We start from the raw sequence: 24,382 nt of genomic DNA, 5'->3' as shown, positions 1-24,382 counted from the left end.
GGGGCCCGGCCGCCCGGGGCCGCTCAGGCGCCGATTCAGAGGATGTTCCATCCGAGCCGGTCGTGCCCGGACCGTAACCCTTGGACGCGGCGTCGTACCTCCACGAGTGCCGGGCCCCCGGGTGAGGCCCGCTTGGCGTTCGTGGTGATCATCCGCAGTTCGCGGAGCGCGGACAGTACGGGGTAACCCGTCCACGTGGTCACGTCGAACCCGTACCGGTCCGCGAACTCCTGGTAGTGGGTCGAGCCGTAGCCGAAGCGACGGCAATGGATCTCGACAGTCACGAGGTCGAGCTCGGGCTGCCCGAAACAGGCGGTGTCCCAGTCGCACAGGACTGCGGCATCTTCGTGGTGGAGGGCATTGCGGTGCTGAGGGTCGCCCTGCAACAGCCCCGGCGGCAGGACGTACCGCAAGTGGGGAAGGGCGTCCTCCAGATCGGCCAACCGCTGTTCGAGGCAGGCGACGTCCTCCGGCGGCAACGCGGTGATCTCCGTGATCGACCGTCCGATGGCCCTGGCGGTGTCGACCGGGCGGACGTCGAAGGGGGGAGGCGGGAGTTCGTGAAGGGTGCGGAGGGGAACAGCGAGGTGCGCCGCCGGAACAGGGCGGCCAGGTTGGGGCAGATGGTGCCAGAACGTCACCGCGTGCCCACCGACCACAACCGGTTGCCGCACCGGCAGCAGCTCGACCGTCGGGAAGTTCCTGCCGGTGAGCCACCGCACGAGCCGGACGGTACGGCGGACACTGTCCAAAGGCGTGCCCGCCCTCGCGATCTTGGCGACCGCCCCGGCGGCCGGCAGCGTGTAGACGGCGTTGGTGTGGCCGCGCAGCATCACGGCACCGACCGGGTCGAGCCCGACCTGGTCGCAGGCAGCGTTGAGAACTGTGACAACCTCGGATTCGGCGAACCCGCCGATCCGGAGAACCGGAGTACTCATACCCGCCAGGCTGACGGGCGCGGGAGGCGTCTGTCACGTCCGGCCGGCTGGAAGGGCCAGAAGTTCGCCGAGTTCTCGGGCAGCACGAGGCCGTACGTCCTTCGGCGTTATCTTGATGATGTCCGCCGCGCGGGCGCCGAGGATCCTGGTGCGGTGGTCCGCGGGCACCGCCAGGTAGGTGACCCGGGCCAGCTGGCAGGCCTCGGACACGCTCCGCTGCCGAACCAGACACATGGCCTGTTCCAGACGCAGCAGTGCCGGGTCGATACCGGTGTGGTCGGGATAGAGGCGCAGCGCCTCATCCTGGGCCCGGCCGGCCCGCACCGTGTCGCCGAGGGCGGTGTAGGCGCCCGACAGGTAGAGCTGGAGCCGCCGGTAGGGGAACGCCCACGCGTCGTCCTCCTGGGCCGTCTGCCGGCTGCGTTCGAACAGCGTGCGGGCTTGTACGATCGCCGCGCGGGCGCCGTCCTCGTCGTGTTGACAGGCCTTGACCCGGGCCTCGGCGGCGGAGGCGAATGCCCCTGTCACGGACGGCCGCCCGCGGTTGAGGAGCACGGCCTCGTGGGTGAGAGCCGCCGCCTCGGCCAGCGGCCCGTAGTAGAACGGCAGCATCGCCGCCTGCACCCGTACGCGTGTGCGTAGTTCGCGGTTGCCGCTGTCGTCGGCGGCCGACTTCGCGGTCCCGTACCAGTCCCGAGCCTGCTCTGTGCGCCCCAGTTTCATCAGGGCGTCCGCAGTCAGGGTGGACAGTACGGCGATCATCTCGGACAGCCTCACCTGGACGACCGCCGGCTGCCGTTCTTCGGAGTACTGCCGGACCTCCTCCAAGGTCGCCAGCAGCCGTGCCAACATCACCATCGGGGGGTCGGACACGTAGTCCCGCCGCAGCGCGAGGAGCTTCCCGTCCAGGGACTCGAGCTCGCCAGTGGTGAGCGTCGTGCTGGCCAGCGTGCGTTCGATGGCACGCCGGTGGGAACGTGTGACGGCGTCGAGAGGGTCGCCCGCAACCAGCGGCGAGGGGAGAATCGCCTGCTTGGCTGCCGCCGGACGATCGGGTCCGGGAGGCGGGGTGAACACGGCCATGGCTGTGGAAGCGTCGGCACGGTAGCCGCCGGCGAGCCCCAGCCCTTGTGTGTCGGTCCGGTAGAGACGACACAGCAGGTCGATGGTCCGAGCCCGCGGCATCCGGGCGTTTCGCTCCCAGACGCCCAGTTGCTCAGCGTCCAGGCTTGGACAATCGAGCGCCAACTCACCACACAGAAGGATCAGTTCGCTGACGGCATTAGCCCGCGTCCACCCCCGGGCCAGGCGGTGAGCACGGAGAGGTGTGACGCCACAGCACTCGACGATCATGGCCGCCGTCGTGTCGATCGTCCAGCACCTTGCCTCGGCACTGGCTCTGATGCGCGCTGCGCAGGAGGGCTTGTGGCCCATGTCCCACCTCCTCTACCGCTGATGGGAAGCCTAGCCATCCGGAGCGACTGATTCATGGTCAAGAGCAGTAACTCATCACTGGTTTCCCGTCGCGCCGGGCCAAACCAGTGAGTTCGACTCACAGCGGCAACTTCTTCCGGTTGCCCTCCGGCCCCTGACACGGCGAATCTCGGTGGACACGCGATGACCACCGCTCGCCACCCCCGCCAACGGCCCGGAGGAACAGTCATGCACCGTGTTCTGGAGTTCAGCGCCACGATCACAACCGCCTCCCTCGGCGCCGTCCGCAACCTGCTGTCCGAGGAGGTCGCAAGGGCCGGCATCGTCCTCGACGAGCCCAGGGCGTACGCGCTTCGCGTGTGCTCCTCGGAGTTCATCGACAACGTGATCAAGCACGTCGTCGGTGAACGCCTCGGCGATGAAGCCGAGCTGTTGATCGAGGGTGATATCGACCGGGAGCGCGGCCGTTTGCGGATCACCGTGACGGACCCGAGCGTGGTTGAGCCCGTGATGAACAGCAGCGTCGACGACCTGGATGCGACCTGCGGCCGCGGACTGGTGGTCGCGGCCGGTTACGCGGACGACATCGGCTGGCACCAGCGTCTCGACCCCCGAGGACGGCCGACCGGCTGGTCCGTGTGGTTCGAACTCGATGTGGCCCCGGAGACCTTCGGCCAGGCCGCCGCCGTGAAGGCGGAAGTGCAGCCGGAAGCCGCCATCCAGTCGCCGGAGTACCAGGTGAAGGCCGTCTCCGGGCGGACACGAAGGAGCGCGGACAAACCGAAAAGGCTGGTCCGACGGCACGAGGAAGGCACTGTCCCGTAGACGATCCCCCGCTTTCCCACCCCCGTCCACCCACTTCGACCCGAGGACTACGCCGTGAGTGTCGGACCACGAACCGCACTACTGCTCAAGACCGCCACCCCGGCCCGCAGGTTGGACGTCGCCACCTCCTACGAGGCCCTGACGCAGGCCTGCTCGGCCAGCGCTGACGACGCGGGACAGGCCGAGCTGGTCAGCGACAGCCCCAACCACCTGTGGTCGCTGCCCACGTCGCGAGCCCTCGTGATCGTGCACCCCGACCCGAACGAGGGCCGGGCCCTCCTCAAGAGCGCGTGACTCCTGAGCCGGAACCACGTCGCCGTCACCTCCCCTCGATACACCGACGTCCACCCGTCCGCCGAGGGGCGGGCGGTGACGTTCTGGCGGTCCTGCGGGAAGCCGAGCGCAGACACGTCCCTGTCCGCGTGGGTGACCGCCCTCACCCACCGCATCGACCCGGCGACGGCACCGTGGCTCCAGGAGCACGACCCGTTCGCCGCCTTGCCGGCCGATCCGGACGGCCTGGACGGCCGGGGTGACGTCCTGTTGGACGAGCCGACCCGTGCCTTCCTGCGCGAGCACACCGCCCAGCTTCGCGAGGAGTGGGACTACCTCGACTGGCCGACACCCGACGCCGTCATCCTCGGCGGCCACGGCATGGTGCCCGTCCACGACGACGGCGTCCACGTCGGGCTCCTGCCGCGCCGACCACTGATGCGCGGCCACCAGGAGTGGGACCTGGTCGCCGCCCGCTGGCGCTCCGAGCTGCTCACCACCCCGCGTGAGGACCACCGGACCTACGCCGACACCTACCTCTCCTACCAGTGCGAGGACCGGCTCCTGAGCCTCCCGTACATCGGCGCCTGGTCCGGCTATCGGACCGTACGTGACGTCGTCCTGCTCACCGCGGTGATGGACACGGTGCGCCGAGCCCGTCTCGACGCCCGCGCTCGTCACCTGGTCGCCCATCAGGTCGCGTGCCTGCGCGGCACCCGCCCCGCCCCGTGGAACTGGGGCCGCGATTGACGGTCGCCCTTCCGTCTGACGAACGCCGCACGACTCGACCGGCGTGCAGTGCGGCGTTCGAGCGGGCACGCGGGGTCAGCTCGTCGGACTGGCGGCGGAAGCGCGGGCGGGGCGACGGGCCGGTTCAGGAGAAGCGCGCGGCGCCACGGCTGTTCGGCTCAGCGCTTCGTCGTGGCCTGGGCGGCCGGCGACCAGGGCGCGGCCCACAGGGGGACCACCTCGACGGTGGTGGTGCGGCCGCCGGTGGGGAACTCGGCGGTGCGCCCGGCCGAGGCCGCCTGTCCGATGGCCGTCGGGAAGGTGGTCATGCTCTTCACGGGGGTCATGCACGGCAACGTACCGGTGGGCACTGACATGTGCCCGGACGGACGGTCGGCCGGCCGGCCGGTCCGGTCCGGTCCGGTCCGGTCCCGGACCCGGCGTCGCGGGGCGAGGCGCCCGTTCTCGTCTGCCGCGCGTTTGTCATGGTTATTTGTGAGCAGCCCTCCGGGCTGCCAGGGTATGCGGCATGAAGATCACCATCACCGTGGAGGACCCGACTCCCGAGGCCCTCGAAAAACTGCTCGCCCTCGCCGCCATGTCCTGCGCCGTCGTCACCGCTGTCCCTGACGACCACTGGACCCCGGAGCGGGCCCGCTCGTACTACGACCGCCTGCCGCCCCGCGCCCAGCAGATCCTGCTCCAGGTCGTCGAGGGCCAAGGGGAGTGCTCCGCCGAGGAGTTGAAGGCCGACGGCCGTAGCCTGCGCGGCTCCACCGGTGCCTTCCGCCGGGTGCTGACCGAGGGCAAGCGCACGGGCCTGTGGCCGGAGGCCCTGCCCGTTCCGCTGGTGTCCCACATCGTCAGCGGACAGCTCAAGAAGCTGGAGATGCCGGGGTACGGCACCGACCACTACCTGTACCCGGCCTTCGAGGACGGGCTGCACGACCTGCTGGCCCGGTGACCGCCGGTCGGCTGTCGCAAGCCGTCCTCCTCCGCCGACCCGCTCAGGCGCCGAAGGCCCCCTTGGATCGGCCAGGACAGCCTCGCCCTGGGTGACTCTCCTCGCGCGGCCTCTCCTCGCGAGGCGCTCCTCGGGGCCTCGGGACGCGGCGAATCCGGAACCCCTCACTCCGGGTTTTCGGACCATCGCGTTCGGTGGCATGATCCGGCGCGTGGACTACCAACGCTGCGTGGACATCCTTGCCAGGATTCACGAGAACCCCCACCGGCTTCCCCGGCCGACCCGGCAGGCGAACGTCGCCAAGCTCCTGGAGGCACTGGGCCGCCCCCAGCGGGACCTGCGCGGGATGCTGGTCGTCGGCACGAACGGCAAGGGATCGACCTGCGCGTACGCGGTGTCGGCGGTGACCGCAGCCGGCGCACGGGTCGGCAGCATGCCCAGCCCGCACCTCCAGGAACCCCGGGAGCGGATCCGGATCGACGGAGTCCCCGTCACCCGCGCCGAGTACACGGCGGCGTTCGCCGAGGTCTGGCAGGCCATCGAGCAGCACGAGCTGCCCGTCCTGTCCCAGGGAATCTTCACGGCCACCGCCGCCGTGCACTTCCGGCGGGCGGGCATCGACCTGGCCGTGGCCGAGGCGAGCATCGGCGGCAGCAGGGCCGCCGCAGCGGAACTCGGCCTGGACGTGAAGGTCCTCACCGGCGTGGGGCTCGACCACACCCGGCTGCTCGGCGGTTCCCTGGCCGAGATCACCCGGGCCAAGATCGCGGGTGCCCAGGACGGGGACCACGTGGTGCTCGGCCGGCTGGCCCCCGAGGCGGCCGACAGCGCGGAGCAGGTCCTCAAGGAGCGGACGGGACTGTCCGTGTGGCGCATGGACCACGAGATCCACTACACCGCCCGCACCACCCGACCCGCCGGCCGCGACGACAGCCACGGCCCGGTGACCCTGCTGGACGTCACGACCCCTCGCGCCGTCCACCGCGACCTCCCCTGCCCGCTGCCCGGCGCACACCAGCACCACAACCTCGCCGTCGCCATGGCCGCCGTCGACGCCATGGTCGAACGCGGCCACATCCGCGAGCCCGACGGCGAACAGCTCCGCACGCGCCTGGCGGCCACCCGCTGGCCCGGCCGCCTCGAACTCCTCCCGAACGCCCGGCTCGACGACTGGACGGGCCGCGTCCTCCTGGAAGGCGCCACCAACCCGCAGGGCGCCGAGACCGTCGCACCGGAGATCCTGCGCCACGCCCGCGCCGGCGGCCACCCGCGCCCGCCGGTCCTGGTCTTCGCCGCGATGAAGGCCAAGGACGTGTCCGACATGCTCGCCCCGCTCCCCGACGACTGGCCGCTCGTCCTCACCCGCACCGACTCACACCAGGCCGCGGACCCCGCCACCCTGCACGACCGGCTCTCCCCGAGCCGTCAGGGCCCCTGCCTGACCGCCGAGAACGCCCCGACGGCGCTCCGCCGCGCCGCCGAACTCGCCGGCCCCCGCGGTCTGATCGTGGTCTTCGGCTCGCTGCGCCTCGTCGGCGAAGCCCGTACGGCGCTCGCCCTGCCGCCGGCGTGAGGCTCCGCGTGGGCTCCGCGTGGGGTTCCGCGTGAGGCCTGGGCAGCGACCGTCGCCGTCCTGCTCGGGCTCCGGGGCGGCCGGCGCCGTGGCGCCCGTGGCCGTCCCGGCACCCGGAGCGGGCACCTGAGGCTCCGTCACGAGCTTCCCGGGGTGGCGACGAAGGTGTACGCGCCCATCTCCAGGAACAGGAAGTCCGTGAGCCCGGGCACGCCGGTGAGGGGAACGGCGAGCCGCCGTTCGAGTGCGACGGGGTTGTTGTTCACCACCTTGTAGGCCCGCAGCACGATCCGGGCGTCACACGGGAGCGGCTGGTCGAACCGGATCGTGACCGTGACCGTGCCGGAGTAGTTGGCGGGCAGGGTCACCGCGCGCGAGTACCCCTCGTCGGTGCCGGGCGAGTAGACCGGTGCCGTCACGCTGAACGGGGCCTGCTGGTCGGTGTTGGAGAAGGTCGCGGTGCCGTTGGGCAGGTCGACGCCGGAGATCCCGAAGACGATCCGCTCCGGGGTGCTGTCGAGGTTGGCGATGGCCAGGCTGGAGAGGACGTAGCTCGTCCGCCGGCACGGGATCACGTCGATGTTGCGCCAGCCGACGTTGGGGTTGTACCTGACCCAGTTCAGGTAGTCGGCGAGCGAGCCGAAGCTGGGCAGCGTCGCGGACATGGGGTGGGCGGGGGTGTCCACGGTGGTGATCGTGCAGTAGTGGCCCGGCGGGTTCTGGCTCGGCCAGAGGAAGGCGGACCGGCTGAGGCAGATCTGCCCGGGCGGGATCTCCCGGCCGCCGCCGCGGACGGTGAACGGCACGACGGTGCCGCCGATCTCGGCGGTGAGCGGGGTCCACGCCCGCGGGTCCAGGAGGAGTCCGCCGGGGGCGTAGTAGAGCCGGACGTTGCCGGAGCCGGGACAGCCGGTCCTCAGGTTCTTCCCCCGGACGTAGAGGCGGTTGAGCTGCCCCTGCACGATGGGATGACTGATCCCGAGGTCGGGGCCGTTGTAGCTGGACTCCGCGAGGTTGAAGTCGAGGACGTCGCTGCCGAAGGGGATGATGTCCGGGGACTCCCAGACGGGGTCGGAGGTGGGGGTCTGCCCCATGTCCTGGAAGTTGTCCCGGACCAGGATGTCGTTCCAGCTGGCGGCGGCGTTCATGGTTCCTCCCGAGTGAATGGCCGTGGCCGGTGGCGGGCAGGTTTGCGCACGTCGTGCACGGCTTTCGAAGCCCGCTGGCATTTCGACTTTCGAAGAGACGTCCGGACACGGAGATGCGTGTTCTTCGGCGGTGATTCGTCGGGCGCGGATCTTCGGGCCGACGTCGGCGCATCGGCCTCCGCGCCGGCAGGACGGCGGTCCCGTGGTCGTCGGGAACGGTGGGATTCCCCCGGAAAAGAGGCTCACGGGGAGGCGTCTCGGTACAGGAAATATATCGAGATCGAACCATCTGCCCTATAGGCCGGAAGAGTGAACGTGCGGCACATTCCACTCCCGTGTGCCGTGATCACCAATGGTGAATCCGGGGAGTATCGGCAGTTTCATGCCATATGCGGCGCGTGTACCAATGATTTCACGCCAGCCAATATCAAGAACAATTCGGTTCTCGAATCCCGGGCCCGGACAAACTGCCGCGCCCGCACCGTCCCTGCTGACAGCGGTCCATGCGTGATTGACCGGATGCCCGGGCCGGGGGCACGCGGATCCACCAGTCCTGTCCGTTGTCCGCTGCAGGGGCAGTACTCACCCGGGCCCTGGCCCCGTCCACCTGCCCGCAGGGCGTTGGAGGGTCCGCGCGTTCCACAGGGGCGGCGATTCCCCCCGGGTCGGTGTGGTCCAACTCCTCCCGGAGGCCGACGGCCGGTCGATAACGACTCCCTGACGCGAAAACGCCGAGCCGGCATCCGCAGCCCCGGACTCGATCAACGTCTCGCTGCCGTGAAGCCGGCCACCGGAGGAACGGTCACGGATGTTGGGACGGTTCGAACTGGCCCCGCCATCGCCCGTCAGGTACCTCCTCATCGGCACGCGTCGTGATACCGGCGCAGCCGGGGGGAGCGTATCGCGGGCAGCCTGACCAGGGTGTCCCTGAAGGCGTGGCGGTGGGCCGTCAGTGGGTACGGGGGGTGTGGTGGCAGGGGGTAGTCGTCGCGCAGGACGCCCCAGGGCAGCACCCCCGTGGAGGGCATCGGCGAGGTCTCGCCCGGGTGGGCGATGTATGCCCAGACTCCGCTGTCCAGTGGCACCACGGCAGCCTCGTCGTCAGACGGGCGCCAGGGCGCGCCGGTGAGGGGGTGGCGAGGGACGAGGAGAACATCGGGACGGGGCAGGAGCTCGCGGATTCCCGGTCCGGCCAGCCCCACGGAGCGGGCACCGGGTCCGTCGGGGAGGTACCGGCCGACGGCGTGGCCGAGCAGCTCGGCGACGGGGCCGGCGGGGAGGGTGACCGGTCGATTCTCGGTGGCCGCCACGAGGTGGGCCAACGCGACTCCGACCGCGGCCTCCCAGCGGCGGCTCCACGATCCATCGGGTTCGACGGGTGGGACACGGTGTTCGGCGCGCAGCAGGTCGTCCCAGTCGGGAGGCGGAGCGGCCGGGAGCCCCGAGGGACGGCGAACGACCGCGCTGGGCTCCAGCCACACGGTCTGCCACAATCCGCAGTCGTCCATGCGGGTCGCCACGGCCCGCCCGCACCCCTCGCACGCCAGGTTGGGGCCGGCCCGCCCGTCCACGCCCAGGCAGTACCCCTCACACTTCTCGGGGATCAGAACCATGGACCGGGAGTCGCCGGGTGCGATGACGATCCTGTTTTGCGCGCCGAAGGACACCGAGTACACCGGCGCGTACACGCCCTGTCGGGCAGCCGCTTCCTCCCCGACTTCCTCCCACAACCGCCAGGGCGGCCCGGTGGGCCGTGGGTCGACGGCGTAGGTCGCAGACTCCATCAGCGGAGGATGTAGCTCCTCCCAGCCCCCGTGGTGGGTGTGCACGGGGAGCGCGACCGGGGACACCGGCGCCGTCAACTCGGTGCAGCACCTGACACAGGCGAACACGTCCAAACAAACTTCCCCTCGCCGCGGTTCCCCGGGATTGTGCCTCGCTCGCGGTGGAGGATCCATCGGATTTCGGAGCGGCTCCAGAACCGACGAACCCGTGCGAACAGCTGAACGGCAAGCTCAACGCATGGCGGCAGGGGTCTCGGCGAGAACGCCGAACCGTCATGCTGTGTACAGACGCATGACCGCCATGGCCCCCGCTTGGTCCCCAGCCGCTGCGGCGATCCAGTAGAGCCGGCACGTCACAAGCGGCCTGGGCGGGTCGTCCTTCGCGATTCTCACGACCGAAGCCTGTCACCCCAAGGGAGTGTCCTCGACCCCAGGGGTAAAGCTCAACTTTAGGGTGATTCTTGGTGTCGCGGGACCTGGGGAGGGAAGCGAGCTTGCGATGCGAGACCTGCCGCAGCCGCGATTCCACATACCGTTCGTGTCCCGCCCAACCCCCATGTCGACCGGGCCTGCGCGCACGCCGGTGAGTGGGCCCGTCGGATGGGCATGTCCGACGAAAAGGCGGGGCTGTCGGCTGTGCGGCGGCACGTATGAGCGGTCCTGGAGGAGGATCACCGCCACGCCTCCGGCTGCCACGCTGTCGCGCCCCGATCAGGGCCGGGGCGCGACGAGGTGGCAGCCGGTGACGGGCCGACAGCCCGAACCCGAAGAACGCCTCCGTTTGCCGTTCGACCCATCTTGCGCCCGCCTCCGGCGTGCGCTTCGGCCTCCCGTGGCCCCGCCGGAGGAGAGCGCAGACGCCGACTGAGGATCGCCCGAGGGACACGGCGGATCCACGGGCGTGGCCAACCTGACGGCCGGACCTCGGCGACATTCTCCGGCCCCGTGGGCGATGGTGGTTCCAAGGGATCCAGCGCGCCGGGCTACGGCACGGGGGTGAGACTGCCGGTGCCGATCGCGTCCAGCAGCGCGTCCTTGATCTGGGGCGGCAGCAAGTTCAGGGCACCGACGGCGTCGGCCGTGACCGGGACTTCCCGGAGGAGGTACTCGCCGCGGTCGGTTCGCTGGAACTCGGGCCCGCTGCGGTTGCTGAAGTCCCAGGTGGTGATCCTCGCGGTGTAGAAGTGCTCGGTCTCGTCCTTGTCGTTCTCGAGCTGGTGGAAGAGGCGCAGGTCGGTGGCTTCACCGGCGATCTCCTCGCGGATCTCGCGTAGCAGGGCGGCCTCCAGACCGGGGTCGTCGTCCTCGACTCCGCCGCCGACGAGGACCTGGTACGGGGCGATGCCGGGACGGATGCGGTCGATGACGAGCATGGTGCCGTGGCCGGTGAGGAGGACGGCGCGGACGCGCTGTTTCATGGGTGGTCGGTCTCCCTGGTGGTCGGTCGGGGGTCAGTGGGGCATCCAGCCGCCGTCGACGTGCAACGTTCTCCAGCCGGTCTGCGCGTGTTGCTCTGCGTCTATCTGCGGTCCGCGTTGAGGCTGCAGAGACCGGCAGGACGGTCCTCTGCCGGTTAGTTCCGGCGGGCGGCCTGGACGATCCGATCGAGGACGGCTACAGCATGCTCCGGGTGCTCCTCCAGCCACCTGCCGAGGTGTTCCTGGACGGCTTGTCCGACGCAGGCGCGCACTGTGGCGTTGCCCAGTACGTTGCGGATGGCGCCGTGGAACTCAGGATCGTCCACCTTCACGGACACGACCGCAGTCAGGCCCTCGCCGATCTGATCGGTACTGAGATCGGGGTCCGTCGCTGTCAGCAGCCGCCGCTCCCGCGCGTACGCGGTGACCGCGGCTGCCACCCCGTCGCGGAAGCCCACCACATGCGTGCCGCCGGCGGTGGGCCAGCTGTTGGCGAAGCTCCGGACCAGCTCCTCACGGGAGCCGGACCAGCGGAAGGCCACCTCCATCGTCCCTGCCATCCGCGGGTCCTCGCGCTCGAAGCCGATGGTGTCTGTGGGGGCGGGCGCCACCGCCTGGGCGTCGAGGAAGGCGACGAAGTCTCGGGCCCCACCCGGGAACTGGAACCGCACCGACCGGGACTCGACCGGCTGACGCTGGTCGGTCAGTGAGATCTCCAAGCCCCTGTTCAGCAACGCCAGTTCCCTGAACCGCTCCGCCAGTCCATCGAACGAGAACTCCGCTGTTCCGAAGATGTCGGAGTCGGGCCAGAAGACGATGGTGGTCCCGCTTCCAGTCGCCGGCCCTGCCTCGGTGAGCGGGGTGACTGCCACGCCGCGCGCATACTCCTGGACCCAGCAGACTCCGTCGCGCCGCACCTCGGCCATCATCCGGCGCGACAGGGCATTGACGACGAAGGGTCCCACGCCGCAGAAGCCGAGTGTCACGTCGTTGCGGCCGCCGGTCCCAGCCCCTGTCTGCATGCGGGTCAGCATGGCTTCGAGGCCGGTGCTGCCGGCGCCTCCCGCTTCGCTGATGGGAACGCCCGGACCGTCGTCGGCGACGCACACGCCGCCGTCGGGCGTGAGAGTGATGTCGACGAAGCCGGCGTGGCCGGCCAAGACTTCGTTCACCGCCCTGTCCGCAACCTCGAACACGAGGTGACGCAGGCCGCGTTCGCCGGTCGAGCCGATGTACATCCCGGGCCGCTTCCGAATCGCTTCCCAACCCTCCAGCACCTGGATCTGGCTTGCGTCGTACCTGTTGGCGTCCTCAGTCACGATGTCCCCTCCGATGGTGTCTCACAGACCTTCACAGCCTAGGCGAATCCCAGGAAAACACCAGGTCAGAGCCTGTTTTCCGAGGCTGTAGACGGGCGAGTGAGCGCCTACCCGAAGGCGGTCGACTCAGAGGCTGTGAGCCGCCTCGGAAACACGTTCTCGGGTCCGCTGGGGCCGCGCACGACACCTCTCCGGGGCGACCTGAGGTCCCCAATTTCAGAATTTCAGTGCTCCGCACCCCAGCCCGAAACGCCACGTCCGCCGACTTCAGTGCCGAGCTGATCCGGTCCTCACTGAGCACGTACCTGGCCGAACGAGTCAGCTGAAGTGCCAGATCACAGGTTGACGATGGATCATCTACGAATTCCGGTCAGCGAGTCACCGCCGACCGCGCGGAAGCGGACGGTGTGCTCTGCCGGCGGGAGCCGTCCGCTGCTGTGGCGGTTTCAGGGCGGTGGCGGGTGGAGATCTCGGCGTGCCGGACAGTGGGAATGGCGGTCGGGGGAGGTGGAGGCGCAGGGTGCGCCGGTAGGTGTCGGGCTGGTGGACAGGGACGAAACCGCCCTCGTGCGAGAGCCTTGCTGAGCAGTACGGAGCTCCCGCAACGGCGGTCGACGCGGCAATCCGCACACTCCTCGACGAGCGGTGGCTCGTCCGCGACGGGTCCGGCGGCACGCCGGACGTCTTCGTGCAGGGTGTGGACGACCTGACGATGGCATCCCGTCTCGCCTACGAGCACTTGGCGAAGGAGATCGCGGATGGGACGCTCCAGGAGGGGACCGAGCTCACCGATCAGCAGGCCGCCGCCAGGCTCGGCATCGACGAGGAGGCTGCACACCACGCGCTCGTCCTCCTGCTGGTCGAGGGCAAGGGCACGCGTATCCGTCGTGGCGTCCCCGCCGAGGGCGGTATGAGAGTCGTGGAGGCTGTGGCCGTCGGCCAGCTCTCGGCGGTCCCGGGCGCGCTGGAGACCTACAGCGGCCCGTCTCCGGAGGAGCTGGTGACGCGCCAGCGCATCCAGCACCTGGCCGACGTCCTGGAGAATGCGTTGGAGCGGATCGAGGAGATGCGCGAGCGTGCATCGAAGCCCTGGAGGTCGGCGCCAAGCCGAAGAAGACCACGACGCGGAAGCCCGGCTGAACCCAACGAGCACGATCACCCGGTTGGTTGCGGTCGCCCGCTGTTCACACCAGGTCTTGGCGGGCGGCGTACCGTTGGCGAGGAACGAGGACGCAGGGGTGGCCATGGCGGAGAGCATCGGGGACCGGATCGGGCGGTTGCGCCGACGCCGGGGCATGACGCAGGAGCAGCTCGCGGAGGCGTCCGGGGTTTCGGTGGCGACCATCCGGAAGCTGGAGCGCAACGACCGCGAGAGCGCCCGCATGGGCACCTTGCGCCAGCTCGCCCAGGCGTTGGGCGTGAAGACGACGGATCTGATGCAGACCGGACCGATCGAGGCACCGGTTGCCCCGGAGGTCGACCCGGCCGGGATACTGGCGATCCGTCGGGTGATCACACCCGCCCGGGGCCTGGGCCGGATGGCCCACGCTGATGACGCTCACGACGCCCCGACCATCACCGGGGTCCGGGCTTCGGTGCGCGAGGGCAACCGCCTCTACCAGGGCGACGACTACGCGGCCACGCTCGGAGCGCTGCCGAGCGTGCTGACCGAGGCCGCTCAGGTCGCCGAACTGGCAGAAGGGGAGGCCAGGTTGGCGGCGCTGGAAGTGCAAGCGCAGGCGTACCAATTGGCCGGGTCCACGTTGATCCACCTGCGGCATGACGATCTCGCCTACCAGGCGCTGAGCCGGGCCGTCGACCTGGCCGAGCGCAGCGGCAACCAGGTGCTCGGGGCGTCCGCGGTGGTCTCGCTGTGCTGGCTGCTGCTGCGGCAGCGCCGCTTCGACGAGGCCGAAGACGTGGCCGTCGCCACGGCGGACGCCATCGAGCCGTCCTTCCGGCGCTCCACCGCCAGCCATCTCGGCACGTGGGGCTGGCTGATGCTGCGAGGATCAGCGGCGGCCGTGCGCAACAACCGCACCCCGGAGGCGGACGAGATGCTCCGGCAGGCCAAGGCCGCAGCCGTCCTGGTCGGCCGGGACGTGATCGACTACCACGAGTACTGGACGACCTTCGGCCCCGACACGGTGGCCATGAAGGAGGTCGAGAACGCCATGGTCCTGCGCGAGTACGGCAAGGCCCTCCGGCTCTCAGGCCAGGTCACCGTCCCCGCCCGCTCCACTTCCAACAACCGCAACCGCCACCTGCTCGACCTCGCCGCCGCCCACACCGAACAGCGCGACTACGCGCCGGCCACCGAGATCCTGATGGGCATCAAGCAGGCCGCCCCCGAGTGGCTGCGCTACCAGAGATACGCCCGCGACATCACCACCACCCTCGTCACCCGCCGCAAGCGCGGCCTGTCCCCGCAACTCGTCGAACTCGCCGACTTCCTCGCCGTCGAACTCTGACCAGCGCCGAGGACTCACCTACGCCCTCCAGATGCTCCTCAACGGCGATGCCGACACCATCATCGTCCCCACCGGCGAGATGCTCTCCGTCCTGCCCGACGAGAAGGCCCGAGTCAGCCGTTCCGTGCGGAAGGCCGGTGGCCGGATCATCGTGGCCAGTGAAGTGAGCGCCCGATAGCTCAGCTCGGCTCCGTCCTCGCACAAGGCTGCTGCTTTCGGCGCGGCAGGGGTGGGCTCTCGTCTTTCGGCTGCGCCACAGTCCGAGGCGGACACCGCCAGTCCGGTGAACAGCATTGGCACACAGGCTGATTCAGTTCGGCGGGGGACGTGGTCCTGATGGTTGAGCTGTCGGCCGGTCCCGCACCCGACCTGGCGCGGGGCCCTCAGCACGCTTGCCCGCCGATCGGATCAGATCCTCCAGCGCTTCGAAGGGCAGGGCAAACCACTCGGCCCATCGAAGGGCAGTCATGTGAGTGTGCCGCTCGTCGATCATGTCCCGCGCCACCCGCCCGCGCCCTGAGCGTCGAGCTCGCGGACCTACAACCTGCGCGGCCGCTACGGCTTCGCCCGTGGTCATCCCGTCACTTCCGCGGCAACACTTGCTTGCGGCCGGGTCCGCATGCCCCAGCGGGCAAGAGACGGACCGACAGCGCCCAGTGCCGCGAAGAACACCGCCAGCAGCAGCCAGCCTGTCATGCCGAGGCCGAGTACCACCGTGGTGAGGATCGCGGGGGCGAGAGCCTGGCCCGCGCTGAAGCCGAGACCGAAGACACCCTGGTACTGGCCCTGTGCATGGTCGGGGGCAAGACCGAAGCCCAGGGCGAAGCACGCCGATGACTCCCAGACCTCTCCCAGACTGTGGACGAAGATCGCGGCCAGGACCAGTCCCGCCGCCGCCCAGACCGGGGCGTGCGCCGCCAGTGCCATCATCGGGCAGCTGACGAGGAAGAGCAGCCCCGCTGTGCGAAACGCCAGGCCGCCATCGTGCAGGGTCTCGATCCGCGAGCCGATCCTGGTCTGCATCAGCACACAGAACAGGGAGTTGACGGCGAACAGCGCGGGCACCGTCCAGCGCGGCGCCTCGGTGTGCTCGGAGATCCAGATCGGCAGGAGCAGTGAGACCACCGGGTACTGCAGTCCCATGGCCCCGTAGAGAGCGGTGAACGCCAGGAAGGGGCGATCCGCGAGGACGGGCCAGCGGCGCTGGCGAGGCGGCGCCGCCAGCACCGGATAGCGGGGCAGCAGGAGCAACAGCACCGCGCACAGGGCGAAGCTCGCCGCGTTGCCGAGGATCAGCGCGACATAGGCGCCGCGGGTGCCCGCGGCCAACGCCAGCCCCGCACCCACCGTTCCCAGAATGACGCCCAGGTTGACGAACGTGCGCAGCTTGGCACGGAACAGGGCCGGGCGCTCACCCCCGACCCGGACCACCAGCGCGCCCCACGCCGCCCCACCGGCCGCCGCGGCGATCTGGTCGACCGTCGCGATGATCGTGAGCGCGGCCCAGCTCTCGACGAGGACGAGGGCCGCCATCGACACGGCCTGGACCGCGAGGGCCACCATCATGATCGTGCGCGCCCCTCGCCGATCCGCGAGATGCCCGCCGGGTATCCCCGCGCAGAGACCGATCACTCCGGCGATGGTGAGCGCGGCACCGACCTGCGCTGCGGGCAGGCCCACGACCAAGGTGAAATAGAGCGCTGACGCCGCGTTGAACAGACCGTTGCCGACTCGGTTGACGAAACTGGCGGCGACCAGCGCGCGCTCCGGCCCACTGTCCCCCGCCATCCGGCCTATTCGACCCGCTAAGTTGCCCTTGATCATGGATGGCACGCTAACAGCGGCCGCTGATCCGGCGGAAGTAGCACCGAGGCCACGTGCTCTGGTTCCGCCAGGGGCCCTGGCTCGTGGGCGCCGTCGCCTCGTGGTGGTGCTCCTCGACCGGCCCCAGGCGCCGGTCTCGTCCATGTGGCCCCGGCACCTGCGGCCGACAACACCCACTGCCACCTCACGACAGAAGGCGGATGGGGATGGTCCTCGATCCCGGGGCGCCGAAGAAGGTCTGGACTGTCAGTCCGATCCGGACCTATAGTCCAGATCGTGGAGAATGCCGAAGAGAGCACAGACCCCCGGGTCCGGATGTGGGCGCCCGTGGGCCAGGCCGTCGCGCTGTTGCTCGGCCCGTACGCCGAGGTGGTGCTGCACGACCCGGACACCGACCGGATCCTCGCGATCTGGAACCCGACGGGGTCCCGCGCTCCGGGGGACCCCTCGCTGCTGGGCGAGCTGGACGCGCTGGACCCGTCGGCACGGGACGTGTTCGGGCCGTACGAGAAGCTGCTCGCGGACGGCCGGCGGCTGTCCTCGGTCAGCGCCGTGCTGCGCGGGCCGGACGGGAAGGCCGCCGCGGTGCTGTGCGTCAACCTCGACCGCACGCCACTGGAGCAGGCGGCCGCCGTGCTGTCCGCGTTCGGCGCCCCGACGGCGCCCCGGCCGGAGCCGCTGTTCGAGCAGGACTGGAACGAGCGCGTCCAGCACATCGTCGGCGCGTACGTGCGCGAGTGCGGCCGCCCCGTCGAGCGGCTGACCCGTGCCGACCGCCTGGCCGTCCTCGCCCGCCTGGACGAGGCCAGGGTCTTCGCCGTGCGCCGCGCCACCCCCGTCGTCGCCGCCGCCCTGCGGGTCTCCCGCTCCACCCTGTACGCCCTGCTGGGCGAACTCCGAGCCCCGGTGAAGGACCACACGCCATGACCCGCCTGCCCGACTTCCGCCTGGAGACCCACTTCTCCCGGTGGGAGTTCACCGCGCGCCACCACCTGACCGCCTCCGACGTCCAGACCATGACCCTGCGCGAGCTGCTCGCCCTGGCCGACGACCAGGACCGCGCCGCCTTCGAGAACCTGTCGCTGGGCTACACCGAGACCTACGGGGACCCGGCGCTGCGCGAGACGATCGCCGGGATGTACGAGCGGGCGGAGGCGGCCGACGTGCTCTGCTTCGCCGGCGCCGAGGAGGCCCTCTACCTGGCGATGAACGTGCTGCTGGACGCGGGCGACCACGCGGTGGTGGTGACCCCGAACTACCAGGCGGCCGAGACCGTGCCGCTCGCCCTGTGCGAGGTCACCGGCGTCGCCCTCGACCCCGACCGGGACTGGGCCCTGGACCTCGACGCGGTGAAGGCGGCGATCCGCCCGAACACCCGGGTCGTCTCGGTGAACTTCCCGAACAACCCCACCGGCAAGGTCATCGGCGCCGCCGACTTCACCGAGCTGGCGCGGCTGTGCGACGAGCGCGGCATCCACCTGTTCAGCGACGAGGTCTACCGCGGCCTGGAACGCGACGTGGCCCGCATCCTGCCGCAGGCCACCGACCTGTCCGAGCGCGCCCTGTCGCTGAACGTCACCTCCAAGTCCCTCGGCCTGTCGGGCCTGCGGATCGGCTGGATCGTCTGCCGCGACCGCGAGCTGTTGTCCCGTCTGGAGCGGGCCAAGCACTACACCTCGATCTGCAACTCGGCGCCCAGCGAGGTCCTGGCCCGCATCGCGCTCAAGGCCCGCGCCACGATCCTGGAGCGCAACCGGGCGCTGATCGCCCGCAACCTGCCGCTCTTCGACGCCTTCTTCGCCGAGTTCGCCGACCTCTTCGCGTGGCGGGCCCCGGACGGCGGCTGCGTCGCCTACCCCCGCTTCCTCGGCTCCGAGGGCGTCGAGGAGTTCTGCACCCGCCTGGTCGAGGAGGCCGGCGTCCTGCTGCTGCCCGCCGGCATCTACCGCTCCGAGCTCACCCCCACCCCCACCGACCGCTTCCGCATCGGCGTCGGCCGCGCCGACCCGGAGGCGGGCCTCGCCGCGTTCGCCGGGTGGCTGCGCGAGAAGCGGTGACCCCACCGGTCGTCGGCGCGCCACCGGCCTTCGGCATCCGACCGGTCGTCGGCACCGCCGCGGTCAGCCGGTGGCGACGGTGAAGGGCCCGTTGTCCGCGAAGACGAGCCTGGCGAAGTTCTCGCCGATGCGGCGGTGGCCTTCCGGTCCGGGGTGGAGCGCGTCGGGCAGGGGGAACTCGTCGTGGTCGCTCTCGCCGTAGAGGTCGAGTCCGTCGAGGTAGTGGAGGTTGGGGTCCTCGGCGGACCGCTGCTCGACGATGTCGGCGAGGACGTCGCGGATGATCGTGAGCGTCAGCCGTCCGGCGGCGGTCTCGGCCGGATCGCCGGTGGCCCTGAACTTCAGGGTTCCATCGGAGAAGTCCGGCATGAGGGGTCCGGGAGTCTCTTCGTGGGTCGGGCACAGGAGGGGGGAGACCAGGAGCAGGGGGGTGGTGGTGGGGTGCCCCTCGCGGATGGTGTCGAGGAAGCCGTGGACGGCCGGGGCGAACGCACGCAGGCGCATGGCGTCGCTGTTGACGACGTTGATGCCGAGCTTGACGCTGATGAAGTCGGCCGGAGTGTCGCGCATCGCGCGGGCGGTGAACGGGTCGACCAGCGCGCTGCCGCCGAATCCGAGGTTGATCAGTTCCACACCGCCCGCGGCGGCGGCCAGGGCGGGCCAGATGGTGCTGGGGAAGACGGCGTTGGATCCGTGGCTGATGGAGCTGCCGTGGTGCAGCCACACCCGGCGCCCGGTGCTGGGGGCCGGTTCGACGGGGGCGTCGGTGCGCAGGGCGATGACCTCGGTGATCTCCGCGTGCGGGAGCCAGATCTCGATGTCCTTCTCGCCGGCGGGCAGGCCGGTGAAGCGGGCGGTGCCGGCGGGGCCCGGGGTGAACTCCGCGGCCTGGGTCCGCATGTCGGTGACGGTGCGCAGGTTCCCGCCGTCCACGGTGGCCTGGGCGGTGAGGTGGCCGTCGACCAGGAGGTCGTAGACGCCGTCCGGCGGGGGCGGGAAGCCCGAGTAGACGCGCTTGGTGGGCAGGGTGTCGAGCTCGATGGCGGTGGCGCCGGTGCGGAAGGCCAGCCGGACGCCGGAGGGCTGGGCCTCGGCCACGGCCAGCCGGTCGTCGGGTATCTGCCGGCGCGCCCGGGCGGGCAGCCGGTGCGGCAGCAGGCCGTGGGCGGTCTCCTCCACGTCGAGGTGTCCGCGCAGGAAGTCCGCGGTGACGGGGGTGGTGATCGGGTTCTGGTTCTGCTCGGTGCTCATCGCTCCAGGCCTTGTGATGGGGGGCTTGTCGGACGGCCGTCGCGGGCGGCGCGGCCCGGTCAGGGGGTGGAGCGGCTGCGCAACGCGGCGTCGAGGCGGTCCAGGGTCCACTCCCAGGACTCCTGCGCGGCGACGTCCGTGTGGTCGAACGCGCCGGCCGCCTCCAGGGAGGCGTAGCCGTGGAAGACGCTGCCCAGCATGCGGACCGCGTGCGTCTGGTCCGGCTCACCCAGGTCGTAGCCGCGTAGGATCGCCCGCGTCATCTGCGCGTGCCGGACACCCGCGCTGGTCGCGGCGGTCTGCGGGTCGAGCCGGTACCGGGCGGCTTCGTACCGGCCGGGATGCGCCCGGGCGTAGTCCCGGTAGGCGTTCGCGAAGGCCGCCAGGGCGTCCTTGCCCGCACGCCCGGCCACGGCGTCGGCGACCCGGTCGGCGAGCTCCGCCAGTGCGAACAGGGCGATCCGGGTCTTCACCTCGTGGGAGTTCTTGACGTGCGCGTACAGGCTCGCCGGTTTCACGTCGAATCGCCGGGCGAGCGCGGACAGGGTCACCTGGTCGAAACCGGCCTCATCGGCGAGTTCCGCCCCGGCGAGCGTCAGCCGCTCCGGGTTCAGTCCAGCCCGAACCACGACCATCACCTACTCTCGATGTTCCTATGGCTACCTTAGATCTACCTACAGGCTTTAGGCAAAGGGTGCGGTCCTTGAGGTTCGGTGCTCCGTCCCCATGGGGCGGGCGCGACGGCGGGGGCCGGCGGGCCGTCGTAGGCCATGGGGACGGCCAGGGGCGTGGCGGCAGTGAGGGTGGGTCAGGTCGCCGGGCGCGGCTCGTTGACGCGGTCGACGACGGTCTCGCGCAGGGCGCCGATGATCCGAGGGCGAAGTCGCCGGTGGCGGTGCCCGTCATCCAGGGACCCATGGTGGTGGCGACCAGGCAGCCGGGCCGTTCCCGCGGCTTGCGGACGCTTCCGTCCGGACTACGCTGGCCTGACAGGACCATCGGGCAAAGCCCGACAACCGCTCGCTCGCGGGATGTCGGCTCCGCGCTGGACCGCCGGGAGGTCATGCCATGAACGGATGTGAGGACTTCCTGAAGGAGAAGGGGCCTGACGAACACCGGGCTTTCCTGAAGTTGGCCGTACGGCTGGCCCGCGAATCCGTCGAGAACGGCTGGGGCGGCCCCTTCGGTGCCGTTCTGACCCAGGGCGGGAAAATCGTGGCGCTCGGCCAGAACCGGGTCCTGCTCACCGGAGACCCCACCGCGCACGCCGAGGTGGAGGCCATCCGCAAGGCGAGTCAGATCCTCAACCCGGAGTCGCCCTCCATCGCCGAGGACCATCAGAACGAGTCGACCCTCCAGTACATCCCGCGAGACCCCGGATCCCCCGACCCGGTGCCGGAGCGTGCCCGGATGCTCAAGGGGTGCTCGATCTACGCCAGCGGGGCGCCCTGCCCGATGTGCATGAGCGCCATCTACTGGGCGCGGATCGACAGCGTCTACTTCTGCTGCTCCCTGGAGGACACCCGGGAGATCGGGTTCGACGACGCCTTCCAGTACGAGGACTTCGCGAAGCCCTACGAGGAGCGGCGGATCCACATCGAACAGCGCCACCGCAAGCTCGGCGTCCGCGCCTACAAGGCGTGGATGTGCAAGCCGAACCACCACTACTACTGAGCGGGGGAGCGGAGCGTGCCCCGCTCCCGTGCCCGTGGTCGTGATCAGTCGTCGTGATCAGCCGTCGTGGTGGTCCGCAGGCTCCTTCCTGTGGCGGGGGAGCCGGTGGGACTCGACGGGCCGTCCGCCGGCGAGGTGTTCGGTGACGATGCGGCCGGCGACAGCCGGGTCGACCTTTCCGTACCAGACGTCGTCCGGCTGCACGCTGGCGACGGGGGCCTGGTTGCAGGGGAACTGGCACCCGGTCTGGGTGACGAGCACGTCGTCGTCGCCGAGGCCCCGCTCGGTCAGTTCCCGTACCAGGGCGCGCAGCGCCTCCTCCGCGCCCACGGCCGTGCAGCGCGGGCCGCGGCACACCAGGACCTGGTGCCGGTGGCCGGTGACCTCCTCCCAGGCCGCGGACGTGAGTCCGGGCTCCTCGCCGGTGACGGCCCTCGTCGCCGCGGCCACTGTGGCGATCGCGTCCGGCGAGTCGGCGAGGCGGGTCGCGACGAGGAGTTCGGGACGGTGGCCCGCGCGCTCGCGCCACCAGTGCGCGGCGATCCGCCGCAGCCAGGACTGGGCCGGGCCGGAACCCGCGAGACGGACGCCGATCACGACCACGGTCCCGGTGCCCGCGTCGGCCAGCCTGGTCAGTTCGGCCGACAGCGAGGGGTCGGCCTGCTGCAGGAACGCGATCGAGGCCCGGTGTGACGCCGCCGTCCGGAGGAGTTCGTCGCGGCGGACCGCCTCCCCGATCGACATGCCGACCAGGAGCACCGCGGCGCGGCGGGCGGGGGCGTCCGGGGCGGGGGAGGTCATGGCGTCGTCCTTTCGGGGAGCAGTCCGTTCCACCGGATGTGCGGTCGGTCGTGCCGGGGGTGTCGTTCCACGGTGACGTCGACGCCGTAGACGCGCGCGATCGTGGGCGAGGTGAGCACGTCGGCGACGGGCCCGTGGACGACCAGTCGGCCGTCGAGCAGGACGGCGACCTCGTCGCAGTAGGCGGCGGCGAGTTCGAGGTCGTGCAGCGCGGCCACCGTGGTGATGCCCAGCCCGCGCACGGTGGCGAGGAAGCCGAGCTGGTGGCGCAGGTCGAGGTGGTTGGTGGGCTCGTCGAGCAGGAGCACGCCGGGCTCCTGCGCCAGCGCCCGTGCGAGCTGGACGCGCTGCCGCTCGCCACCCGACAGCGTCGGCCAGGACCGGTCGAGCAGGTGGCCGACGTCGGCCGCGGCGACGGCGTCGGCGACCACGGAGCGCTCGTGGGCGCCGGCGGCCGAGTCCGCCGGTACGGGCAGGCGGCCGCGGTGCGGTGTGCGTCCGAGCTCGATGATCTGACGGACCGTCAGTTCCAGCCGGGTGTCGGCCTGCTGCTCCATGAAGGCGACCTGTCGTGCGCGTCGGCGGGCCGTGAGCGCGTGGAGGTCCGCTCCGTCCAGGAGGACCCGCCCCGCGCTCGGCCGGGTCAGTCCGGCGACCGCGCGCAGCAGGGTGGTCTTCCCGGCGCCGTTGGGCCCGAGCAGGCCCGTGATCCGGCCGGGGCGGAACGCGAGCGAGACCGAGTCCAGCAGCGTGGCCGCGCCGGCACGGACGAGGAGTCCCTCCGCGCGCAGCTCGACAGGGGGTGGCACGGTCACTGTCCCCTCCCGTCGGCCCGGCCCTGGCGCCACAGCAGCCAGGCGAAGAAGGGCGCGCCGAGCCCGGCCGTGATGACGCCGACGGGGATCTCCCGGTCGGGCAGGACCGAGCGCGCCACGATGTCGCTGCCCACCAGGAGGGACGCGCCCACCAGTGCCGACACGGGCAGCAGCAGGGCGTGGCGCGGGCCGCAGACGAGACGGACCACGTGCGGGACGACCAGGCCGAGGAACCCGATGACGCCGGTGTTGGCGACCAGGCAGGCGGTCACCAGGGCGGCGGTGGCGATGAGGACCCAGCGGGTGCGCTCGACGTGGACGCCGAGGGAGCGGGCGGCGGTCTCGCCGAAGGCGAAGGCGTCCAGGTCGCGGGCCGAGGAGGCCAGCACCGTGACACCGGCCAGCGCGACCGCGCTCAGGAAGACGGCGGTGGGCCACCGCACGCCGGCGACCGAGCCCAGCGTCCACTCCATGACCCCGCGCGCCGCGTTGCGGTCCCCGAGGACCATCACGACGAACGAGGTGTAGGCCCCGCACATCTGTCCCACCGCGATGCCGGCGAGCACGGTCCGGGTGGTCGGGAGTGACCGGGTGCGTGCGCCGGCCAGGGCGAGGACGACGGCGGCGGCGAGCAGGGCGCCGGCGAAGGCCGCCGTCGACACCGCGCCGGTGCCGACGGCGCCGGTCACGCCGACGCCGAGGACGATCACGGTGACCGCGCCGGCGGCGGCGCCGTCCGAGATCCCGAGCAGGAAGGGATCGGCCAGGTCGTTCCCGGTCAGCGTCTGCAGCACCGCACCGCAGACCGCGAGGCCGGCGCCGGTGGCGGCCGCCCCGAGAACCCGGGGCAGCCGCAACTGCCAGACGATCTGGTCGTCCAGCAGTGTCACCTGCGGATCGCCCAGCCCGAGACGGCGCACCACGACCTCGATCACCGTCCGGACCGGCTCGTGCCGCGAGCCCACGGCCAGGCCGAGGAGCACGGTGGCCAGCAGCAGGGCCGCAGCGACGGCCAGGACCGCCGTGGGGCGGGCCGCGCCGCGGGGGGGGCGCGGCGGGGGGGGGGGGGGGGGGGAGTATAACG

General features: G+C 71.0%; 23 protein-coding genes. 10 read left to right on the top strand and 13 right to left on the bottom strand.

Features of this window, described 5'->3' with window-relative positions; all coding sequences use genetic code 11:
- Window positions 1-35: 35 nt before the first annotated feature.
- Window positions 36-833 carry a phosphotransferase family protein gene (locus tag ACFRAR_RS26670; protein WP_380700730.1) on the bottom strand — a complete coding sequence of 266 codons (798 nt, stop codon included), beginning with the start codon at window positions 831-833 and terminating at the stop codon, window positions 36-38.
- Between the two features lie 138 nt (window positions 834-971).
- Window positions 972-2,372: a hypothetical protein gene (locus ACFRAR_RS26665; protein ID WP_380700729.1), complete on the bottom strand. Its 1,401-nt coding sequence runs from the start codon at window positions 2,370-2,372 to the stop codon at window positions 972-974.
- 228 nt (window positions 2,373-2,600) lie between these two features.
- Here ACFRAR_RS26665 and ACFRAR_RS26660 point away from each other — a divergent pair, with 228 nt between their 5' ends.
- The 3 genes from ACFRAR_RS26660 to ACFRAR_RS26650 all read left to right on the top strand — a co-directional run bounded on the left by ACFRAR_RS26660 (window position 2,601) and on the right by ACFRAR_RS26650 (window position 4,220).
- Window positions 2,601-3,197: an ATP-binding protein gene (locus tag ACFRAR_RS26660; RefSeq protein ID WP_380700728.1), complete on the top strand. Its 597-nt coding sequence runs from the start codon at window positions 2,601-2,603 to the stop codon at window positions 3,195-3,197.
- A gap of 54 nt (window positions 3,198-3,251) precedes the next feature.
- Entirely contained in the window at window positions 3,252-3,491 is a 240-nt protein-coding gene (locus tag ACFRAR_RS26655; protein WP_380700727.1) for a hypothetical protein, read from the top strand.
- A gap of 132 nt (window positions 3,492-3,623) precedes the next feature.
- A complete protein-coding gene (locus ACFRAR_RS26650; protein ID WP_380700726.1) occupies window positions 3,624-4,220 on the top strand; it encodes a hypothetical protein in 597 nt (198 codons plus the stop codon).
- A gap of 158 nt (window positions 4,221-4,378) precedes the next feature.
- On the opposite strand, the gene ACFRAR_RS26645 is transcribed toward ACFRAR_RS26650, so the two are convergent.
- Complete coding sequence (locus ACFRAR_RS26645; RefSeq protein WP_380700725.1) at window positions 4,379-4,546, bottom strand: hypothetical protein; 168 nt, start codon at window positions 4,544-4,546, stop codon at window positions 4,379-4,381.
- Window positions 4,547-4,728: 182 nt separating this feature from the next.
- Between ACFRAR_RS26645 and ACFRAR_RS26640 the strand changes: the two genes are divergently transcribed.
- Both ACFRAR_RS26640 and ACFRAR_RS26635 read left to right on the top strand, forming a co-directional pair.
- Window positions 4,729-5,163: a hypothetical protein gene (locus ACFRAR_RS26640; RefSeq protein ID WP_380700724.1), complete on the top strand. Its 435-nt coding sequence runs from the start codon at window positions 4,729-4,731 to the stop codon at window positions 5,161-5,163.
- 211 nt (window positions 5,164-5,374) lie between these two features.
- Window positions 5,375-6,736 (top strand): bifunctional folylpolyglutamate synthase/dihydrofolate synthase, encoded by a 1,362-nt coding sequence (locus tag ACFRAR_RS26635; protein WP_380700723.1) that lies wholly within the window; start codon window positions 5,375-5,377, stop codon window positions 6,734-6,736.
- A 137-nt stretch (window positions 6,737-6,873) separates the two neighbouring features.
- Here the strand turns inward: ACFRAR_RS26635 and ACFRAR_RS26630 are convergent, their stop codons facing one another.
- From ACFRAR_RS26630 to ACFRAR_RS26615, 4 genes are all read right to left on the bottom strand, one after another.
- On the bottom strand, window positions 6,874-7,884 hold the full coding sequence (locus tag ACFRAR_RS26630; RefSeq protein WP_380700722.1) for a hypothetical protein: 1,011 nt from the start codon (window positions 7,882-7,884) through the stop codon (window positions 6,874-6,876).
- 857 nt (window positions 7,885-8,741) lie between these two features.
- Window positions 8,742-9,782 (bottom strand): hypothetical protein, encoded by a 1,041-nt coding sequence (locus ACFRAR_RS26625; protein WP_380700721.1) that lies wholly within the window; start codon window positions 9,780-9,782, stop codon window positions 8,742-8,744.
- Window positions 9,783-10,651: 869 nt separating this feature from the next.
- Window positions 10,652-11,086: an NUDIX domain-containing protein gene (locus ACFRAR_RS26620; RefSeq protein ID WP_380700720.1), complete on the bottom strand. Its 435-nt coding sequence runs from the start codon at window positions 11,084-11,086 to the stop codon at window positions 10,652-10,654.
- 155 nt (window positions 11,087-11,241) lie between these two features.
- Window positions 11,242-12,405: an ATP-binding protein gene (locus ACFRAR_RS26615; protein WP_380700719.1), complete on the bottom strand. Its 1,164-nt coding sequence runs from the start codon at window positions 12,403-12,405 to the stop codon at window positions 11,242-11,244.
- A gap of 1,244 nt (window positions 12,406-13,649) precedes the next feature.
- Between ACFRAR_RS26615 and ACFRAR_RS26610 the strand changes: the two genes are divergently transcribed.
- Entirely contained in the window at window positions 13,650-14,876 is a 1,227-nt protein-coding gene (locus tag ACFRAR_RS26610) for a helix-turn-helix domain-containing protein (RefSeq protein ID WP_380700718.1), read from the top strand.
- Between the two features lie 31 nt (window positions 14,877-14,907).
- Window positions 14,908-15,054 (top strand): hypothetical protein, encoded by a 147-nt coding sequence (locus ACFRAR_RS26605; protein WP_380700717.1) that lies wholly within the window; start codon window positions 14,908-14,910, stop codon window positions 15,052-15,054.
- Window positions 15,055-15,449: 395 nt separating this feature from the next.
- Here ACFRAR_RS26605 and ACFRAR_RS26600 read toward each other — a convergent pair whose 3' ends face one another.
- On the bottom strand, window positions 15,450-16,700 hold the full coding sequence (locus ACFRAR_RS26600) for an MFS transporter (RefSeq protein WP_380700716.1): 1,251 nt from the start codon (window positions 16,698-16,700) through the stop codon (window positions 15,450-15,452).
- Window positions 16,701-16,976: 276 nt separating this feature from the next.
- Here ACFRAR_RS26600 and ACFRAR_RS26595 point away from each other — a divergent pair, with 276 nt between their 5' ends.
- Together ACFRAR_RS26595 and ACFRAR_RS26590 are read left to right on the top strand one after the other, a co-directional pair.
- Entirely contained in the window at window positions 16,977-17,627 is a 651-nt protein-coding gene (locus tag ACFRAR_RS26595; RefSeq protein ID WP_380700715.1) for a transcriptional regulator, read from the top strand.
- Window positions 17,624-18,757, top strand: coding sequence for an aminotransferase class I/II-fold pyridoxal phosphate-dependent enzyme (locus tag ACFRAR_RS26590; protein ID WP_380700714.1), 1,134 nt, complete (start codon window positions 17,624-17,626; stop codon window positions 18,755-18,757). Before ACFRAR_RS26595 ends, ACFRAR_RS26590 begins: the two co-directional genes overlap by 4 nt.
- Window positions 18,758-18,820: 63 nt before the next feature.
- Here ACFRAR_RS26590 and ACFRAR_RS26585 read toward each other — a convergent pair whose 3' ends face one another.
- Together ACFRAR_RS26585 and ACFRAR_RS26580 are read right to left on the bottom strand one after the other, a co-directional pair.
- Window positions 18,821-20,008 carry a GDSL-type esterase/lipase family protein gene (locus tag ACFRAR_RS26585; protein ID WP_380700713.1) on the bottom strand — a complete coding sequence of 396 codons (1,188 nt, stop codon included), beginning with the start codon at window positions 20,006-20,008 and terminating at the stop codon, window positions 18,821-18,823.
- Window positions 20,009-20,067: 59 nt separating this feature from the next.
- Window positions 20,068-20,637, bottom strand: a complete 570-nt coding sequence (locus ACFRAR_RS26580) for a TetR/AcrR family transcriptional regulator (RefSeq protein ID WP_380700712.1) — start codon at window positions 20,635-20,637, stop codon at window positions 20,068-20,070.
- Between the two features lie 439 nt (window positions 20,638-21,076).
- Between ACFRAR_RS26580 and ACFRAR_RS26575 the strand changes: the two genes are divergently transcribed.
- Window positions 21,077-21,682, top strand: coding sequence for a nucleoside deaminase (locus ACFRAR_RS26575; RefSeq protein WP_380700711.1), 606 nt, complete (start codon window positions 21,077-21,079; stop codon window positions 21,680-21,682).
- A gap of 57 nt (window positions 21,683-21,739) precedes the next feature.
- On the opposite strand, the gene ACFRAR_RS26570 is transcribed toward ACFRAR_RS26575, so the two are convergent.
- The 3 genes from ACFRAR_RS26570 to ACFRAR_RS26560 are packed head-to-tail and all read right to left on the bottom strand — an operon-like array spanning window position 21,740 to window position 24,281.
- Window positions 21,740-22,483 (bottom strand): ferredoxin, encoded by a 744-nt coding sequence (locus tag ACFRAR_RS26570; protein ID WP_380700710.1) that lies wholly within the window; start codon window positions 22,481-22,483, stop codon window positions 21,740-21,742.
- Entirely contained in the window at window positions 22,480-23,292 is an 813-nt protein-coding gene (locus ACFRAR_RS26565) for an ABC transporter ATP-binding protein (protein WP_380700709.1), read from the bottom strand. Before ACFRAR_RS26565 ends, ACFRAR_RS26570 begins: the two co-directional genes overlap by 4 nt.
- Before the next feature lie 2 nt (window positions 23,293-23,294).
- Window positions 23,295-24,281, bottom strand: a complete 987-nt coding sequence (locus tag ACFRAR_RS26560; RefSeq protein ID WP_380700708.1) for a FecCD family ABC transporter permease — start codon at window positions 24,279-24,281, stop codon at window positions 23,295-23,297.
- Between the last annotated feature and the right edge of the window lie 101 nt (window positions 24,282-24,382).

Source organism: Kitasatospora sp. NPDC056651 (assembly GCF_042792155.1).
Classification (GTDB): Bacteria; Actinomycetota; Actinomycetes; order Streptomycetales; family Streptomycetaceae; genus Kitasatospora.
Note: the sequence above shows the minus strand (reverse complement) of the source record. Positions and strands in the feature narration are given on the sequence as shown.